We start from the raw sequence: 16,425 nt of genomic DNA on the forward strand, positions 1-16,425 counted from the left end.
ATTTATGTACTTTTGAAGCCAAGCGCATGGCTAAGATGGATCTGTATGATGAAGCCTGTTTTGAATGCAGTAAATTAATAACCACTAAGTACAGCACTTCATTCAGCAAAGGTATTAGGGCATTTAATAAGCAATTCAGGTATCCTGTTTATGCTATTTATGGTTTTGTACGCTACGCGGATGAAATTGTAGATACTTTTCATAACCATGATAAGGCCCGGCTCATCAGCGATTTTAAACAGGAAACTTTTAAAGCCATCAACCAAAAAATAAGCCTGAACCCCGTTTTGCACTCCTTTCAAATTGTGGTGAACCAATACGGTATAGACAGCCAATTGATAGAAGAATTTTTACGGTCGATGGAAATGGACCTTGACCATAAGGTTTATGATGATGCTGGTTATCAAACGTATATTCATGGCTCGGCAGGTGTTATAGGCTTAATGTGCCTGCAGGTTTTTTGCGGGGGCGATAAAGGGTTATACCAACAATTAATGCCTATGGCTCTAAGTTTGGGGTCGGCTTTCCAGAAGATCAATTTTTTACGGGATATAAAATCTGATTATGAAGATCGCGGCCGCACTTATTTTCCCGGTGTTGATTTTAAAAACTTTACCCAACAGGATAAACAACATATTGAAGCGGATATACAACATGATTTTGACGAAGGCTATAAGGGGATAATGCTTTTACCCAAAGGTGTACGGCTTGGGGTTTATGTTGCCTATTGTTATTATTTGCAGTTGTTTAAAAAGATAGCGCATACACCTGTAAATGAAATATTAGATCATCGTATCCGGATTTCTAATATCCGCAAAGGGTTACTATATGTAAAAGCCCGGATAACGCAAGGCATTTAATAGGTGTTGCGCAACGCAACACTCTCTATTGCCTGAATTTGAGCGCTGAAAAAGTATATTTGAAAAAATGACAGACCTGCCCATATACACCAAATCACAACTGGCCCTGCGCAACGGGCAGGACAAGCCCGAAGTGTGGATTGCTTATAAAGGCGTTATCTATGATGTATCACGCAGCCGCCTGTGGCGCAATGGCAAACACTATGAGCATTGGGCCGGCCAGGACCTTACTCACGAACTGGGCGATGCACCGCATGATGAGTGGGTGTTTCAGAATTTTAACGCGATAGGGAAGCTAAAATAAGTTGAAATGCGAAATGCCGATTGCGAAAGTATCTTTTCATTCCGCAATCAGCATTTCGCAATTATATTACTTTATCTCGAATGCAGATAAATTAACAAACTCTTGTATGCGTTCGGCAATTTCTGCCTGGGTTACATTTTTTATTTTTTCAGTACCAAACTTCTCTACACAAAACGAAGCCAACGCCGAGCCAAAAATTATGGCATTTTTCATATTATTAAAGTTTACCGTGCCCACCTTTGCCATGTAGCCAATAAAACCGCCGGCAAAGGTATCACCTGCCCCTGTAGGGTCAAATACTTCTGCTAATGGCAATGCCGGGGCTGAAAATATTTTATCCTCATGAAACAACAATGCGCCATGCTCGCCTTTTTTAATGATAAGGTATTTTGGCCCCATAGTTAAAATTTTGTGCGCAGCTTTAACTAATGAATACTCGCCGGATAACTGGCGGGCCTCGGCATCATTAATAGTTAATACATCTATCAGTTTAATGGTTTCTAACAGGTCATCCATTGCAATGTCCATCCAGAAGTTCATGGTATCCATTACAATAAGCTTAGGGCGCTTTGTTAAGCGTTTAATAACCGTTTGCTGTACTTGTGGTGTAAGATTACCTAGCATAAGGTATTCACAGTCCTGGTAGTTTGCAGGGATGATGGGGTCAAAATCAGCTAAAACATTTAATTCGGTTACCAGCGTATCCCGGCTGTTCATATCGTTATGGTACTTACCGCTCCAAAAAAACGATTTTTCATCTTTTTTTACTTGAAGTCCTTCGGTATCTATACCATGAGCTCTAAAATCAGCAATCTCACTTTCAGGGAAATCATCGCCTACAACAGCCACAATTTTTACCTTATCATAAAAGTAAGCTGCCGCTAATCCTGCATAGGTTGCAGCGCCGCCAACAATTTTATCTGTCTTCCCAAAGGGTGTCTCAATAGCGTCAAACGCCACAGTACCAATAACTACTAAACTCATTTAATATTTTTTATAATTTTTTTTGACAAATATTGTGAAATTAGATCAGAAATCATACTTTTGCACACTCCAAACCGGAAAATACTCCTGAGTAGCTCAGCTGGTTAGAGCATCTGACTGTTAATCAGAGGGTCGCTGGTTCGAGCCCAGCCTCAGGAGCTTAAAAATCAATGATTTAATCCCCACTCTGGCGAGTGGGGATTTTTTTATTTGCAGAAAATTTGCAGAAAAAATCAAAACAGATAGGTTGTTTTGGATCTGTTCAAAATAAGTACCATTCCCGCTAAATATACTTTTAGTATAATAAAACAAAAGTCGACTTATAGTATTTTAAAGGGGCATAAACTCTCACCTTATTCTGATTTCTCAGACCTATGAAGATTTTATAATGAAATACTATCTACCGGGTGCCCATGATTTGGGTGGCTTTAAATCACAAAATGCAATTCCATGAAATCCTTACCAAAAGATATTACCGATCCGGTTTATTCAACAAAAGCTTCTATTGCTCTGTTAATTGGTTCGAATTAAGTACAGATGAGAAGCCTCAAAATCATTGATTTGTCTCCACTCTGGCGAGTGTGGATTTTTTTACAGGATTTTGTAAAAACATTTTGCGATTTCTTTAAAGAGGCCGTCTCATAATTACTTATGAAACGGCCTCTTTGCATTTTGCGTTACCGGGCAACTACATTAAGGAAATAATACGCCATTATAGGCAGAAACATTTGCCAATGGTATAGTTGAGTTATATTGATTGTTAATTGCCGTTATAAACTGGTTGGCAACAATTGAGTAACCACGCGGCGTTAAATGCACTCCGTCTAAAGAGAATATACCACCGCTTATGTAATTCGAATTAAGAGCTACTCCATTTATTAGTAATCCATTTGCTTTTAAATTGGTTAAAAACGTAAAGGCATCAAATACAGCCAATCCCTTTGAAGCTGATACAGATTTAATGGTATTGTTATAAGCGTTTACATAGTCTTTAACTAAAGCAATCTCGTTAGCATCTAAAACATATTGCGTTTCTATAGGGTTACCCGGATGCAGTCCATAAGGATATCCGCTGCTATTGGGTACACCTATTTTACTTGTGGGGAAGGTTAGCACAATCAAATCGGCTGCTGTTGCCGCGCGCGGCGCGTATGCACCTGTTGAAGTAAGTGCGTTAATATATAACGCCTGTACCGCAGGATTAGCCTTTTGTACACTGGCTAATACCAGTGGCACAGTTACCGTATTAAAATATGGTATAGTAGTTACATCAGGTATGGTCGCACAGGCGCCTTTTGCACCATTAGCAGTTAAACGTGTTATTAAAGTGGTGTAGGTGTTGGCAAAAGCAGCTTTGTCGGTCAATACATCACCTGCGCCACCACTTGTAGCGTATGATAGCGCATCATTATTGCCTAACCAGTTGGTAAAAAATGTGAACGATTTGGTAGTTACAAAATCAAGGTAATTGGTAGTATTGGTCGGGCTTGCATTTGGTAACAGGCGTTCATAATATGGGTTACCATTGCCATAAGCGGGGTTTAATATATCATTTAGTTTAATACCCGGTACGCCATAATTCTCTAACGCGCCGCTATATTTTGTAAATAACGGGATGGTACCTAAACCCGGCAAGGTAATGGTACCACGCACAGCAGCCGCCGGCACAGCAGTAAGTACCGGCGACCCGGTGCTTGAAAAACCGGTTAACTTTTGATAGCCGGTGCCATCTGCCTGGGCATCTGTAAACAATGGCTGATTAAAACTGCCGCCACCAACCGAAACCATTTGTTTGGCTATAATGCTGGGGTAAGAATTTAACTGCCCTCTAAGATATAAACCACCATCGGCATAGCCTGCAGTTAATGAGTTCCCTACCGCGATATATCTGGTAAAATCTGCCGAACCCTTTGAAATGGGCACGGTAATAGTGGGTTTGCAGGCAACTATAAAAATAAACGCGCCCAGTATAAATATGTAATTTTTAAAATTCTTCATCTTTATCGTTGTTAAATATTACCAGTGATAAGCAAGTGATAAACCCGGGATAGTAACATCAGTTTTAAATGTACCAGACAGGTTAGATTCCATATTTGTTTGTGTACGGCTCATTAAGTGCTCAAACTCTAACGATACATCCAGATCAAGCCGCTTAGCCAATTTATAACCCAAACCAAGGGTGCCGTAAATACGGTTAGCATCAGGAGCCTCCGGGGTTACGTAACCATCTTTAACTGCCGTTGATGCATAACCGCCGCCAAAACGTAAAGCCACAGTTGGCGATGTCTTGTATTGCGCGCCTCCCCTAAAATCGTATGCATTTTGGTAATTGCGCGGCGAATGTGTGTTTTGCAGCGTAGTAGTAGTTTGGCCGTACACAAAATCAAGCGATTTGTAAACCGACCAGTTTACATATTGAAAATCAAAAGCTACCGTCCAGTTACTGGTTGGATAATATCCAACACCTAATGATGCTGTGGCCGGTAACGGAATGGATGACGAAAACGTATTAGGTGAAGGGAAATTGGCGGATAATGAAGATGGTACTATAAAAGTTGCTGCACCGCCATCAATCTTGGTATTAACCTTAGAGCGATACGTTAAACCTATGTTTACTTTTTCGCTGGCCTTTATAAATACACCGGCATTAAAGCCGTATCCCTTTCCGTTGCCTTTTAACTCTGCCTGGCCATCAGTACCTGTACTGCTGGCGGTTGGAATAGCTTTGGTTAAATCAACACTGGCATGGTTATATACAAAGCCCGCCCCAATGCTTATAGTATTACATAATTTATAGCTTATAGTAGGTTGAAAATAGATTGCTTTTAAATTCAAGCTCTCTAAAGCGTATTTACCAGACCATGAGGTACCCCAATCTGTTAAACCGCCAAACGGCGTATAAACACCCAGGCCTACTTTCCATGGCGATTTTTTAGGTCCCCATACTGCATAAACGCTAAATGGCGTAGCAATTTGGTTTTTGTTGTTTTCCTGCTGGTTTGAGCCGGTAGCTAAGAATGCCGAATTAAAGAACAACGGACTTATTCCACCCTGGACATAGTTTTCTGGCAACATGGCTACCGCACCCGGATTAAACAATACAGAAGCGCCGTCCTGCAATAGTCCCGTTCCTGTATGGCCCATGCCAATTTGCTTTTCTCCGTGCAAATTAACCTGGAAACCTTGCGCAAGCCCTAAAAAAGGCAATAACGTAAGGCCGATCAATAAAAATTTTCTCATGATTTTGATTTAGTCCCGGTTGGGTGTTAATTGATTGTTATGTAAACATAATAATTTTTCTACCTATTAATTGCAAAAAACTCAAAAATATATCTTTTTTTACTGTCGATTTTAACAATATAATAATCGACAATAACAGCTATATCACCATCTTTGTACTTACCACCTCAGCTTAGTATGGGTAAAACACTACAAACTAATTATACATCCGTATGTTAATGTCTTAAATGAACAAATAGCCAGTTACGAGTATTAAATTAAAAACACATCACTATGTTCAAGAACACAAAAGCATTTAGCAGTTTTTCTGTAGATGATTTGCAGAAAGCAAAAAAATTTTATGCCGAAGTTTTAGGTATTGAAGTAGTTGATAACCCAATGGGATTAATTGACTTGCATATACCCGGCAGCAACAACATTATGGTTTACCCCAAACCTAACCACGAACCCGCAACTTATACCGTGCTTAATTTCCCGGTGCCAAATATTGATGGGGCCGTGGATGAATTAATAAAAAAGGGAGTAGCTTTTGAACAGTACGACGGCCAGCTAAAAACAGACGAAAAAGGCATTGCCCGAAGTGATGGCCATGGACCTAACATAGCCTGGTTCAAAGACCCGGCAGGTAATATTTTATCGGTGATAGAAGAGCATTAAGCAAATGCAGCAATAACCTATACCCGTTAAATATTGCCACTGTACTGTCCCACGAACACGTTGGTACACGTTTAATTAGGTGTCTGTCCCAGGGACACGTGAATACAGTTGGGACAGTTGGGACAATATACCAACAATATAATATACCATAGTCGATCTTTTTTTAAAAGCTGGCATTGTTTATTGTACTTGTTACGGTAGAATATTGGCGGTAAAATGGTATTATTGTTTATTAACTTAAACCGTTATGCCTTTTAAAAAATTCTTATCTGTTTTTGGCCTATGTATTTTGCCAATAATTTTGTTTGCGCAAAAGCCTGTAAGGGTGCTTATTGTGGATGGTTTTAGCAATCATGACTGGCGGCAAACAACTAAAATTGTAAAACAAATTTTAAATGAAACGGGCCGGTTTACAATCACTGTTTCTACTGCACCCGCAACCCCGGAAGATACCAGCTGGACCTCATGGGACCCTAAGTTTAAAAATTTTGATGTAGTTATTCAAAACACCAATAACATTCAAAATGCCCGCTTAAAATGGCCGCGAAGAGTGCAGGAAGAATTAGAAAACTATGTTAAGGATGGCGGCGGGCTGTATATCCTTCACTCGGCCAATAATGCTTATCCGGATTGGGAAGAATATAACAAAATAATAGGCCTGGGCTGGCGGCCCAAAACTTATGGGTATGCTTTAGTAGTCGATTCGGCTGGCAAAATTAATCGCATACCACCGGGCGAAGGGCAGGGTACTTTTCATGGCGACCGCAGCGATTTGCAAATACACGTACTAACAAATCATCCTATCAACAAAGGCTATCCTAAACAATGGATGACACCTGATGTAGAATTGTACAGATATGCCCGGGGCCCGGCAGAGAACCTTACTGTACTATCTTATGCACCAGACCCTATTACCCACATTAATTGGCCGGTTGAGTGGATTGTTAAATATGGCAAAGGCAAAGTATACGTATCAAGCATGGGGCATTTATGGAAAGGAGATACCTATCCTTTAGGATATCGTTGTATTGGTTTTCAAACCACTATGATAAGGGCCGTTGAATGGCTCGGAACCGGAAAGGTAACTTATCCAATACCTAAAAATTTCCCTACTGCTGCTTCAATAAGTGTTAAAGATGCCGATAAATGACAACTAATCAAAAAACGGTATCAACAGCGCTTGTTATTATTGCTTACGCGATAGTATATGTTGTATGGGGCTCTACTTACTTTTTTATCCAGATGGCTATAAATGGTTTCCCACCGATGATGATGGGGGCCGTACGTTTTTTAATTGCCGGCGGATTATTGTTAGCATGGTGCGCTATAAAAGGCGACAAGCTATGGGTTAAAAAAGATATCATTACTTCGGCTGTTAGCGGCCTGCTGATGTTGTTTGTTAGCATGGGCATAGTAATATGGGCCGAGCGCAGCTTACCCAGCGCCATGGTAGCCATCATGGTATCAACCAATCCTATTTGGTTTGTAATGCTTGACAGAGCAAACTGGAACGTAAACTTTAAAAGCAAAACCACCTTAAGCGGCCTGGTGTTAGGCTTTGGCGGTGTGTTTTTGTTGTTTGGCGAGGCAATAAACAAATCTGTTAACGGAAAATTTAGCCGGGCACAATTAATTGGCTTATTGTTGTTACTGTTTGGCCCGGCAGCCTGGGCGGCTGGTGGGCTATATTCAAAAAGGCAGGGAAGCAATGCGCCTGCCCGTATAAATACTGCCTGGCAAATGATTTTTGCGGGCCTGGTTTATATTCCCGCCAGCTTTGCCGATAACGAGTTTAGTACATTTAACATCAGCGAAGTACCGATGCACGCATGGCTGGCTATAGGTTATCTAATTGTTTTTGGTTCGATCATCGCATTTAGCGCTTATGTTTGGCTACTATCAGTAAGGCCGGCCACACAAGTAAGCACACACTCTTATGTAAACCCGGTTATAGCCGTTTTATTGGGCACCCTGTTTGCCAGAGAAATTATTTCAAGCCTGCAATTGCTGGGATTATTTGTTATTTTATTTAGTGTGTTGTTAATAAACTTTACTAAATACTTTTCTAAAAGTTCATTAAAAATAATTGGCACTTAAGCTATGCGATAGCTGCCAATTCTTTACACATCACCAATATCTCTTCTTCGGTATTATAATAATGTACCGATGCCCTTACAATGCTGGCCAAATGATTCTTATTCATATAGATCAGCGTTGATTTGGCGAGGCCAACAGATACATTGATCTGCTTTTCGGCCAGCTTGCTCTTTACTGCCGCGCTATCTATCCCGGCTACAGAAAATGTAACTATGCCGCATTGTTCGGCACCAAAATCATGTACGGTAATGCCATCAATTTTTCTTAGTTCCTGCCGCATAAAGCCGGCTAATAATTGTATACGCTGCCATATCCTGTCTACCCCAATATCCAAAGCATATTCAACGGCTTTACCCAGGCCCAGGGTTAGCGCGCGGCTCTTTTCATACAACTCGAAACGCCTTGCGTCTGGTCTAACCTTGTAATCATCAACGCTTACTGTTGGGGTGCTAAAGCCGTCCATAAATAAAAGCTTCAGTTTATCCTGCACCTCTTTTCTTACATATAAAAAGCCGGTTCCCCTGGGTGCCCTAAGGTACTTGCGCCCGGTTACCGATAGCATGTCGCAGCCTATTTCTTCTACATCAACAGGCACTTGTCCGGCACTTTGGCAGGCATCCAGCAAATACAAAATATTGTGTCTGCGGGCAATCTTACCTATTTCAACAATGGGCATCATACCGCCAGCTGTGGAGGGGATATGAGTAACCGCTATCAATTTAGTTTGCGGCGAAATAGCAGCCTCCAATGCAGCTAACGAAAAGTTACCCTGTTCATCATTTGGTATCACCTTAGTTTCTACACCATAAGCCTTTTTAACATTTATAACCCCTATTACATTGGTTATATACTCCATTTCAGAGATAATGATCTCATCGCCTTTTTTAAAGTCTATCCCATTAAAAGCCAGGCCCCAGGCGGTACTTGCATTTTCTACAACGGCAATTTCATCCTTATGCGCGTTTAGCAGTTTTGCTATTAACGAGTAGGTGTTTTCTAACTCATCCTTATATTTAAATTCGGTTTCATATCCGCCTTGAACGGCTTCTTCCTGCAAATAATTAACAACGGTTTCAACCACCACATTAGGCGGCAAAGCAGTGCCGGCGTTGTTAAAGTGTATTTTGCTTGCTGTCCCTTTAGTTTCGGCTCTTAGTTGTTTAACTTCCTGTTCGCTTAATGCTGTAATTTTCATTTTATTTTTTTATTCGCTAAACCTCTTTTTGTTGCTAAGCAATGCTATCAGCCCCAATATTGGCCCAATGGCAAGCAGCATGTAAATGTATTGTACATTTTCTTCATTTCGTAGCGCGTTTATTAATTGTATGCTGATAATAGTAATAGTAAAGCCTATACAATTTACAATAGTTAGCGATGTGCCTTTTGATTCGGCGGGTGCATTTTGAGCAATGAGGGTAGAAAACAGCGGCGAATCGGCAATAACAGCCATGCTCCATATAAACAGGAACGCAATAAACACCACTGCCGAATTGCTAAACAATAATAATGGAGAAATGATACAACAAACGCATGATGTAAGTAATGCAATTGAAGCTACTCTTTTCGCCCCAAAACGTTGCGATAATAATCCGCCAAACACACAGGAAACGCTGCCAGCCGCAATTATAAGGAACGATAATAAGGGAATATTAAACCCGGCAGCCGGGTAACGACTTTTATAAGCACTTAATATCACCGGTACAAATACCCAAAAAGCGTATAGCTCCCACATGTGGCCAAAGTACCCGAAAGCAACAGACCGGAACTTTACGTTACGGAAACCATTTAAAAACCCAACCAAATTTACCTTTTGCCCGGGCCTGCGGTATGGCCCATCAGGAACTAACAAAAACATAGCCAACCCGCCAATAACCGAAAGCAGGGATGTTGAAAAAATAACATATTTCCACGGTAGGGCCGCCGTCATGTTTTTTAATAAATGAGGGAAAGCTGTCCCTAAAACCAAAGCGCCAACTAAAAATCCTAATGATTTTCCAAGCCCCTGTTGGTAATGGTCTGATGCTATCTTCATCCCCACAGGGTAAATTCCGGCAAGAAAAAATCCGGTTAAAAATCGCAGCAATAATAATTCTGTCGAACTCACTCCATTAATAACTACTGCCAAATTAATTACACCGGCTATAGTTGCACAAGTAAAGAAAACCTTAACCGGCGAGAACCTGTCGGCAATGCTCAATATGGCAAAAATAAGGGTGCCTACAATAAAGCCAGATTGTACAGCACTAGCCAGGTGAGCCAAATAGGTTGGCTCCAGGTGTAACTGTTTCGCTATATCGCCAATAACCGCGTTGCCCGCAAACCATAGTGAAGTACAAAAAAATTGAGCTATAACTATTACAGGCAGAATACGCTTCATTGTTACCTGTTTATTGCCTCACCGGCATCTTACTGCTTAAAGGTATTTCATTTCTTAACATTTTCCCTGCTTCGCCTGTTAGCCACAAATAAGTATCAGACGGTTTGCCATCCATATTTATAAATTGTATGTTTTGGCTTACGGGGGGATTATCAGTAGTTTTAAAGATAGCTGTTCCTTCGTTCATTTCATCAAACATAGCTACATATACCATAGGCGAGCCTATTGAAAGCACCGTATACATTTGCTGCCAATAAAACCTACCCCCCTCCCGTGGTATAGAGCCCGCCGGTTTAATATCATCCGGGAACTCATAAACACTCAGGTTATGCCAGCTAAAACCAGGAAATACGGTTGGCACATAATCAATATGATTTTCGGCGCACCATTTCATATCATCAATACGGTCATCCTTAAACCTATCCATATCATTATGCATTAGCGGCGAGTAACGCTGTACACTCCACGGAAAAATAATATCTGCCGACTTTATTAATGTATGTAAATAGGGGTCGTGCAAACAATCTGCCCTAAGCTCGCGCCACTGGTTAGGTACACCAAGCATTACGGTGCAACCTCCATACACCGGATCGTTCTTTAAAAAATCTATTACTTTTTCTATACCGATGTTTCTGATATTATATGGGCGGGTATTAAAGCCGATGCCCCAAATGGCAACAACAGGTTTGCCGTTATGGTTAAGATAGGTTTTTGCGCCATCCTGGTTAGTTACTTTTAACTCATCGACGAGGTATTTCCAATCGTCAATTATTTTAGTACAATCTTCGCCTTTGGCGGCCAGGCCAGATAGGTCGTACATTATGGCAATGGCCCTTTTATATTTTGAAGCAGCTTCTAACGCGTTTTTCAATACTACCGACGACTCTTTATCCCGGCTGCGTACCGTGCCGAAAAAGCGCTGCACAAAAACACCGTCTACACCATATTGCTGCATCCATTTAAAATGAAGATCGACCGAACTTTTATCATACGAGCTAAATACCCTGGCCTTCTCGCCGCTTTTAAGCACGAATGATGTTTGATAGGTTTTTGCATATTCTGTAACATCGGGCCACATATCCATGCCGCCGCGCTGTTCATTACCATAGGCAAATCTTTTGGACCCGCTGCCATCTCCCTCTGCCCTAAACCACCCCTGGTAACCAGCCATTATCAAACCTTTATAGGTAGGAAATAAAGAGGTTTTGCTATGCTTGCTCTGTGCCCGGCAAATGGTTGTAAAGCATAGCAAACAAGCTAAAAAGGTAATTTTAGTTTTCATATAGATTGAGGTACATCAGCTTAGTGCTGATAGGTTTAATTGGTATAAAAAAATAATAACGTCTACTCTTTCGAAGATAGACGTTATTATTTACCCGGCAAAATACAGTGCCATAATCTACATTCTTGTTACCAATTATTAATAAAACTTAGGTAACGGATTAAGTTTTGTATCCTGGCGCTGGTGCCAGTAAGGATATATGGGTGCAATCTCGCTTGCAGCATCCAGCTTTTTGATCTGCTCAACAGTAAGGTTCCACCCTACCGCTGCTAAATTTTGTTTAAGCTGCTCTTCGTTACGGGCGCCTATTATAATGTTGGCAATTGTTGGGCGCTGCAATAACCAGTTTAAAGATACCTGCGCTATTGATTTGCCGGTCTCTTCTGCCACTTCATCCAATGCATCAATAATGGTGTGCAGGCGCTCAAAATTAGTTTCCGGTCCATGGCTGCCGCCCTGGCTCCGGCGATTATCCTGTGGTATGGGCTGCCCCCTGCGGAACTTCCCGGTTAACTGACCAGAGGCCAGCGGGCTCCATACTATGGTACTTACGTTTTGATTGATACCTAATGGCATCAGCTCCCACTCAAACTCCCTGTCGAGCAGCGAATAATAGGCCTGATGGGCCACATACTTAGACCAGCCATAACGCTCGGACACTGATAGCGATTTCATTAAATGCCACCCCGAAAAGTTAGAACAGGCTATATAACGCACCTTGCCGCTGGTAACCAGATCATCCAATGCACGCAGTGTTTCTTCAACAGGCGTATTGCCGTCCATACCGTGCATGTGGTAAATATCTATATGATCTGTATTTAAACGGCGCAAACTATCATCACATGATTTAACGAGATGGTAACGTGATGAACCGACATCGTTAGGTCCGCCGCCCATATTAAAGGTGGCTTTGGTTGATATCAATACTTTATCACGCAAACCTGCCAATGCCTTACCCAGTATTTCTTCTGATAAGCCGTTTGAATAAACATCAGCCGTATCAAACAAGTTAACCCCCGCATCAAGACACAGATGTACCATCTTTTTGGCGTCATCCAGTTGTGTAGTACCCCATGCTTTAAAAAACTCATTACCACCGCCAAAGGTGGCCGTTCCAAAACTTAATACCGGGACAAATAATCCCGATGCTCCCAATTGTCTATATTCCATTTTATTAGTTGTTGTAATTTAAAATGAAGGTAAAGCTTTATAGTAAGAGTTATGGGCTAAGCGCAGATGCACGGCACATTTTGATATGGGGCTGACAAATTATAGCCAGGTTAAGTACTAATAAATTTATACGTAAATCCAGGTACCTACACCGCTGCCGTCGCCTCTATCTCTATCAAATAACCGTGATGCAACTCGGGCACCGGTACTACCGCACGGGCTGGTTTTGCATCGCCCATCATTTCTATGTAGATCTGATTAAAGATTTTCCAGTTTTCAATGCCTACTACGTATACGGTTACTTTTAACAGGTCAGACGCGTCACTTCCGGCAGCTTTTAAAATGGCTAATACGTTTTGAATCGTCTGTCTTGCCTGTACTTCGAATGGTTCGGTATTGGTATGGGTACCATCGGCCCTTACGGGCAACTGGCCCGATATAAACAACATGCCATTATAAGCAATACCCGGCGAATAATGACCCGCAGGCGCGGGTGCACCTTCTACTTTTATTATTTTAATTGATTCTTTCATATTACCATCCAGAAAAGCGTGACCATTTAGCCACCACTTGTTGTTGTGTGTTAATTACATTATAATAATCATGCTGCGCACCGGTGGCACATGCATGGTTGGGTAAAATACGTACAAGGTCGCCTACTTCTAACTCAGGAAGTTGTGCTGTTGAATTTGGCTGAATAGCTAGTATACCGTGTTCCTGGTTGGCGTCAATCATGATAAGGTCTGTATAGGGCTTGCCGTTAGCATCACAGACTACGCCATAACCCTTATCAACAGTTTGCCTTGAAGTTCCCCTATCACGCGACATGGCCATCCACCCGGCATCTACCAAAATCCAACCTTTATCCTTTTGATGACCGATAACCGTTGCCAATACAGACAAGGCAATATCATCAACATTACAAACCCCAATACCGGCCATCACCAGGTCAAAGAAAACAAATACACCGGCACGTACTTCGGTAACGCCATCCAAATTACGGGCAAAATGCGCCGTTGGCGATGAGCCTACGCTAACTATAGGGCAAGGCAAGCCCGCCTCACGCAAAGTAGTTGCCGCTTTTACTGCAGCCGCTCGTTCCTGTTCGGCATACATTTCCAACTCGGCTTTGTTGCGGGATGTATAGCTTTTACCGGCGTGGGTTAATACGCCACGCAGCTCGGCCCCGCCAGCTATTAACGCTTTACCAATAGCTATCATGGTTTCGGCATCATCAGGCGCAATGCCTGATCGGTGACCGTCGCAGTCTATTTCAATGAGTACAGGAATACGGTCGTTAATAATTTTGGTAAAATCGGTTATCGCTTTTGCCTGTTCAAGATTATCTAATATAACTATTATATCTGCACCTTTGGCGCGTAAGGCGGCTATCCTAATCAATTTATGCGGGGCGATGCCTACCGCGTATAGTATATTTTTTATTCCTGCTTCGGCAAATATTTCGGCTTCCTTTAAGGTAGATACAGTGGCAGAGTTTTGCTGCTCATCCACTAAATATTTAGCTACCTCGACAGACTTAGCTGTTTTTAAATGCGGGCGCAAAGGCACACCCAACCCGTTTAAATGAGCACGCAGGCGGGTAATATTTCGTACCATGCGTTCCTCATCCAATATTAAACATGGGGTTTGAAGATGAGCTAAAGTTGAATTAATTGGCATTGAAATATATTTTATAGTAAATTTTTATCTAAAGTCTTCTCCAAACAAAGAAATTGGATGAGGCTAAAAAGGCAGTTTGCCCATATCAACATTCCCGCCGGTAAGGATGATACCTATTTTTTGCCCGGCGAATTTATCTTTATGCTTTAGCACAACTGCAAGTGCCACCGCGCTTGATGGCTCAATAACGATCTTCATTCGCTCCCATATCAGTTTCATGGCAGCAATTATCTCTTCGTCTGATACGGTTAAAATATCGCTTACATACGCGCGGATTATAGCCAGCGTGCGTTCACTTAAATTAGGCAGCAAACCATCCGCGACAGATTTTATATAAGGGGCCGTCTCTACATTTCCGCTTTTAAAAGATAATATAGCATCAGCGGCACCTTCCGGTTCGCAGCCAATTACCTTTGTTTGGGGCGATAGGTAATGAACCGCCAATGCGGTTCCGCTAAGCATGCCACCTCCGCCCACCGGCGTAAATATAACATCGAATGGTTGATCCTCTCCGGCGTCTTCCAGCAACTCTTTAGCCGCGGTAGCCTGCCCGGCAATTACACGGTCATTATCAAACGGATGTACCAATACAGCGCCCGTGCGATTAATTACTTCTACTACACCTGCCTCGCGCGCAGCAATATTGGGTTCGCATTCTATTACCTGGGCACCATAGCCTTTTACAGCATCTTTTTTAACCTGCGGGGCATTGCTGGGCATAACTACATAAGCCGGCAAATCAACTATCCGCGCTGCGAAAGCCACTGCTTGGGCATGATTGCCGGATGAGTGCGTAGTAATGGCTTTACCTTCATTATTTGCCGCTACTTGTAAAATTGCATTTAATCCTCCCCGCGCCTTAAAGGCGCCTATCTTCTGGAAATTTTCGCATTTAAAGAATATGGACGCGCAAACCCAACTATTTATGGTTTGATTAATTAACACCGGTGTACGGTGAATGTACGGACGGATACGATCGTGCGCCCGGTTAATTGTGTCTAGAGTAATTTGCTGATTCATTGCTGTAAAAATAGCGAATTAACCGGCAAATCTCTGTCAGATAATTCGCTTTTTAAGTAAGAATGATCGAAAATACCGGCAAAACAATATCAACAGGAATTAAAAATAATCGCTACAAAAAAAACCCGCTCTAAAAGCGGGTTCTTTCCTGATATATATGTTGAGTTTAATATGGATTAGTTCTCTGCATATATTGGTTTTTTAACACCATTATCATATGCTTTTAAATTTTTCTTTAATAATTTACGGGCAACGTGTATGCGTGTTTTAACTGTTCCGATTGGGATTGTTAAATGGTCGGCAATTTCGTGGTATTTGTGGCCCTCAAAATACATGGTGAATGGCACGTAATAATCTTCAGGCAACCTGTCTAAAGCTTTTTTAATATCATCCATTACAAATTTTGTTTCGCCTTGATTTTTGGTAGAGCTAAATACCAGGTTAGGCGATGATATTTCATCAGACTTGGTAACAAAAGTGCTCATTTTAACAAAACGGCGGTAATTATTGATGAAGGTGTTTTTCATGATGGTATATAACCATCCTTTTAAATTTGTACCTTCTTTAAACTTATTGTAATAAGTTATGGCTTTCAACATCGTGTCCTGGACAAGGTCGTTAGCATCATCTGCGTCATGAGTAAAGTGTAAGGCGTATGACCTTAATGAACTTGCCTGACGTAGTACTAGGGTGTTAAACTCAATCTTTGTCATTTGTTAAATGTTTTGTATTAGTATGTAGACAAACAGCATAC

At 41.6% G+C, this 16,425-nt stretch carries 16 protein-coding genes and 1 tRNA gene; 6 read left to right on the forward strand and 11 right to left on the reverse strand.

Annotated features, from left to right (window positions below; all coding sequences use genetic code 11):
* Positions 1-35 precede the first annotated feature (35 nt).
* Together JWP71_RS09130 and JWP71_RS09135 are read left to right on the forward strand one after the other, a co-directional pair.
* Positions 36-860: a phytoene/squalene synthase family protein gene (locus tag JWP71_RS09130; RefSeq protein WP_299498963.1), complete on the forward strand. Its 825-nt coding sequence runs from the start codon at positions 36-38 to the stop codon at positions 858-860.
* A gap of 67 nt (positions 861-927) precedes the next feature.
* On the forward strand, positions 928-1,164 hold the full coding sequence (locus JWP71_RS09135) for a cytochrome b5 domain-containing protein (RefSeq protein ID WP_299498884.1): 237 nt from the start codon (positions 928-930) through the stop codon (positions 1,162-1,164).
* A 66-nt stretch (positions 1,165-1,230) separates the two neighbouring features.
* Here the strand turns inward: JWP71_RS09135 and JWP71_RS09140 are convergent, their stop codons facing one another.
* Positions 1,231-2,148: a PfkB family carbohydrate kinase gene (locus JWP71_RS09140; protein ID WP_299498887.1), complete on the reverse strand. Its 918-nt coding sequence runs from the start codon at positions 2,146-2,148 to the stop codon at positions 1,231-1,233.
* 85 nt (positions 2,149-2,233) lie between these two features.
* Between JWP71_RS09140 and JWP71_RS09145 the strand changes: the two genes are divergently transcribed.
* Positions 2,234-2,307, forward strand: a tRNA-Asn gene (locus JWP71_RS09145).
* Positions 2,308-2,841: 534 nt separating this feature from the next.
* Here the strand turns inward: JWP71_RS09145 and JWP71_RS09150 are convergent.
* A complete protein-coding gene (locus JWP71_RS09150) occupies positions 2,842-4,146 on the reverse strand; it encodes an SGNH/GDSL hydrolase family protein (protein ID WP_299498890.1) in 1,305 nt (434 codons plus the stop codon).
* Between the two features lie 18 nt (positions 4,147-4,164).
* On the reverse strand, positions 4,165-5,388 hold the full coding sequence (locus tag JWP71_RS09155; protein ID WP_299498893.1) for an outer membrane protein transport protein: 1,224 nt from the start codon (positions 5,386-5,388) through the stop codon (positions 4,165-4,167).
* Positions 5,389-5,661: 273 nt separating this feature from the next.
* Between JWP71_RS09155 and JWP71_RS09160 the strand changes: the two genes are divergently transcribed.
* The 3 genes from JWP71_RS09160 to JWP71_RS09170 all read left to right on the forward strand — a co-directional run bounded on the left by JWP71_RS09160 (position 5,662) and on the right by JWP71_RS09170 (position 8,142).
* Complete coding sequence (locus tag JWP71_RS09160) at positions 5,662-6,045, forward strand: VOC family protein (RefSeq protein ID WP_299498895.1); 384 nt, start codon at positions 5,662-5,664, stop codon at positions 6,043-6,045.
* A gap of 247 nt (positions 6,046-6,292) precedes the next feature.
* Positions 6,293-7,195: a ThuA domain-containing protein gene (locus tag JWP71_RS09165; protein WP_299498898.1), complete on the forward strand. Its 903-nt coding sequence runs from the start codon at positions 6,293-6,295 to the stop codon at positions 7,193-7,195.
* Entirely contained in the window at positions 7,192-8,142 is a 951-nt protein-coding gene (locus JWP71_RS09170) for an EamA family transporter (protein ID WP_299498901.1), read from the forward strand. Before JWP71_RS09165 ends, JWP71_RS09170 begins: the two co-directional genes overlap by 4 nt.
* 1 nt (position 8,143) lies before the next feature.
* Here the strand turns inward: JWP71_RS09170 and JWP71_RS09175 are convergent, their stop codons facing one another.
* From JWP71_RS09175 to JWP71_RS09210, 8 genes are all read right to left on the reverse strand, one after another.
* Positions 8,144-9,337, reverse strand: coding sequence for an aminotransferase class V-fold PLP-dependent enzyme (locus JWP71_RS09175; RefSeq protein ID WP_299498904.1), 1,194 nt, complete (start codon positions 9,335-9,337; stop codon positions 8,144-8,146).
* A gap of 9 nt (positions 9,338-9,346) precedes the next feature.
* Positions 9,347-10,519 carry an MFS transporter gene (locus JWP71_RS09180; RefSeq protein WP_299498907.1) on the reverse strand — a complete coding sequence of 391 codons (1,173 nt, stop codon included), beginning with the start codon at positions 10,517-10,519 and terminating at the stop codon, positions 9,347-9,349.
* Between the two features lie 10 nt (positions 10,520-10,529).
* Entirely contained in the window at positions 10,530-11,801 is a 1,272-nt protein-coding gene (locus JWP71_RS09185; protein WP_299498910.1) for a glycoside hydrolase family 71/99-like protein, read from the reverse strand.
* A gap of 138 nt (positions 11,802-11,939) precedes the next feature.
* Complete coding sequence (locus JWP71_RS09190) at positions 11,940-12,971, reverse strand: aldo/keto reductase (RefSeq protein WP_299498913.1); 1,032 nt, start codon at positions 12,969-12,971, stop codon at positions 11,940-11,942.
* A gap of 146 nt (positions 12,972-13,117) precedes the next feature.
* Positions 13,118-13,504 (reverse strand): RidA family protein, encoded by a 387-nt coding sequence (locus JWP71_RS09195; protein WP_299498916.1) that lies wholly within the window; start codon positions 13,502-13,504, stop codon positions 13,118-13,120.
* A gap of 1 nt (position 13,505) precedes the next feature.
* Positions 13,506-14,651: a DSD1 family PLP-dependent enzyme gene (locus JWP71_RS09200; protein WP_299498919.1), complete on the reverse strand. Its 1,146-nt coding sequence runs from the start codon at positions 14,649-14,651 to the stop codon at positions 13,506-13,508.
* 63 nt (positions 14,652-14,714) lie between these two features.
* Positions 14,715-15,671 (reverse strand): threonine/serine dehydratase, encoded by a 957-nt coding sequence (locus JWP71_RS09205; protein WP_299498921.1) that lies wholly within the window; start codon positions 15,669-15,671, stop codon positions 14,715-14,717.
* 176 nt (positions 15,672-15,847) lie between these two features.
* Positions 15,848-16,384, reverse strand: a complete 537-nt coding sequence (locus JWP71_RS09210) for a sigma-70 family RNA polymerase sigma factor (protein ID WP_299498923.1) — start codon at positions 16,382-16,384, stop codon at positions 15,848-15,850.
* Positions 16,385-16,425 lie beyond the last annotated feature (41 nt).

Origin of the sequence: Mucilaginibacter sp., assembly GCF_028287845.1 — a bacterium.
In the GTDB taxonomy this organism is placed as follows: domain Bacteria; phylum Bacteroidota; class Bacteroidia; order Sphingobacteriales; family Sphingobacteriaceae; genus Mucilaginibacter.

Bases quoted from the DNA above. Each gene is read 5' to 3' on its own strand.
- JWP71_RS09170 (WP_299498901.1), top strand. From the start codon at position 7,192: ATGACAACTAATCAAAAAACGGTATCAACAGCGCTTGTTATTATTGCT.
- JWP71_RS09135 (WP_299498884.1), top strand. From the start codon at position 928: ATGACAGACCTGCCCATATACACCAAATCACAACTGGCCCTGCGCAAC.
- JWP71_RS09180 (WP_299498907.1), bottom strand. From the start codon at position 10,519: ATGAAGCGTATTCTGCCTGTAATAGTTATAGCTCAATTTTTTTGTACT.
- JWP71_RS09195 (WP_299498916.1), bottom strand. From the start codon at position 13,504: ATGAAAGAATCAATTAAAATAATAAAAGTAGAAGGTGCACCCGCGCCT.
- JWP71_RS09155 (WP_299498893.1), bottom strand. From the start codon at position 5,388: ATGAGAAAATTTTTATTGATCGGCCTTACGTTATTGCCTTTTTTAGGG.
- JWP71_RS09210 (WP_299498923.1), bottom strand. From the start codon at position 16,384: ATGACAAAGATTGAGTTTAACACCCTAGTACTACGTCAGGCAAGTTCA.
- JWP71_RS09185 (WP_299498910.1), bottom strand. From the start codon at position 11,801: ATGAAAACTAAAATTACCTTTTTAGCTTGTTTGCTATGCTTTACAACC.
- JWP71_RS09175 (WP_299498904.1), bottom strand. From the start codon at position 9,337: ATGAAAATTACAGCATTAAGCGAACAGGAAGTTAAACAACTAAGAGCC.
- JWP71_RS09190 (WP_299498913.1), bottom strand. From the start codon at position 12,971: ATGGAATATAGACAATTGGGAGCATCGGGATTATTTGTCCCGGTATTA.
- JWP71_RS09165 (WP_299498898.1), top strand. From the start codon at position 6,293: ATGCCTTTTAAAAAATTCTTATCTGTTTTTGGCCTATGTATTTTGCCA.
- JWP71_RS09205 (WP_299498921.1), bottom strand. From the start codon at position 15,671: ATGAATCAGCAAATTACTCTAGACACAATTAACCGGGCGCACGATCGT.
- JWP71_RS09150 (WP_299498890.1), bottom strand. From the start codon at position 4,146: ATGAAGAATTTTAAAAATTACATATTTATACTGGGCGCGTTTATTTTT.
- JWP71_RS09130 (WP_299498963.1), top strand. From the start codon at position 36: ATGGATCTGTATGATGAAGCCTGTTTTGAATGCAGTAAATTAATAACC.
- JWP71_RS09200 (WP_299498919.1), bottom strand. From the start codon at position 14,651: ATGCCAATTAATTCAACTTTAGCTCATCTTCAAACCCCATGTTTAATA.
- JWP71_RS09160 (WP_299498895.1), top strand. From the start codon at position 5,662: ATGTTCAAGAACACAAAAGCATTTAGCAGTTTTTCTGTAGATGATTTG.
- JWP71_RS09140 (WP_299498887.1), bottom strand. From the start codon at position 2,148: ATGAGTTTAGTAGTTATTGGTACTGTGGCGTTTGACGCTATTGAGACA.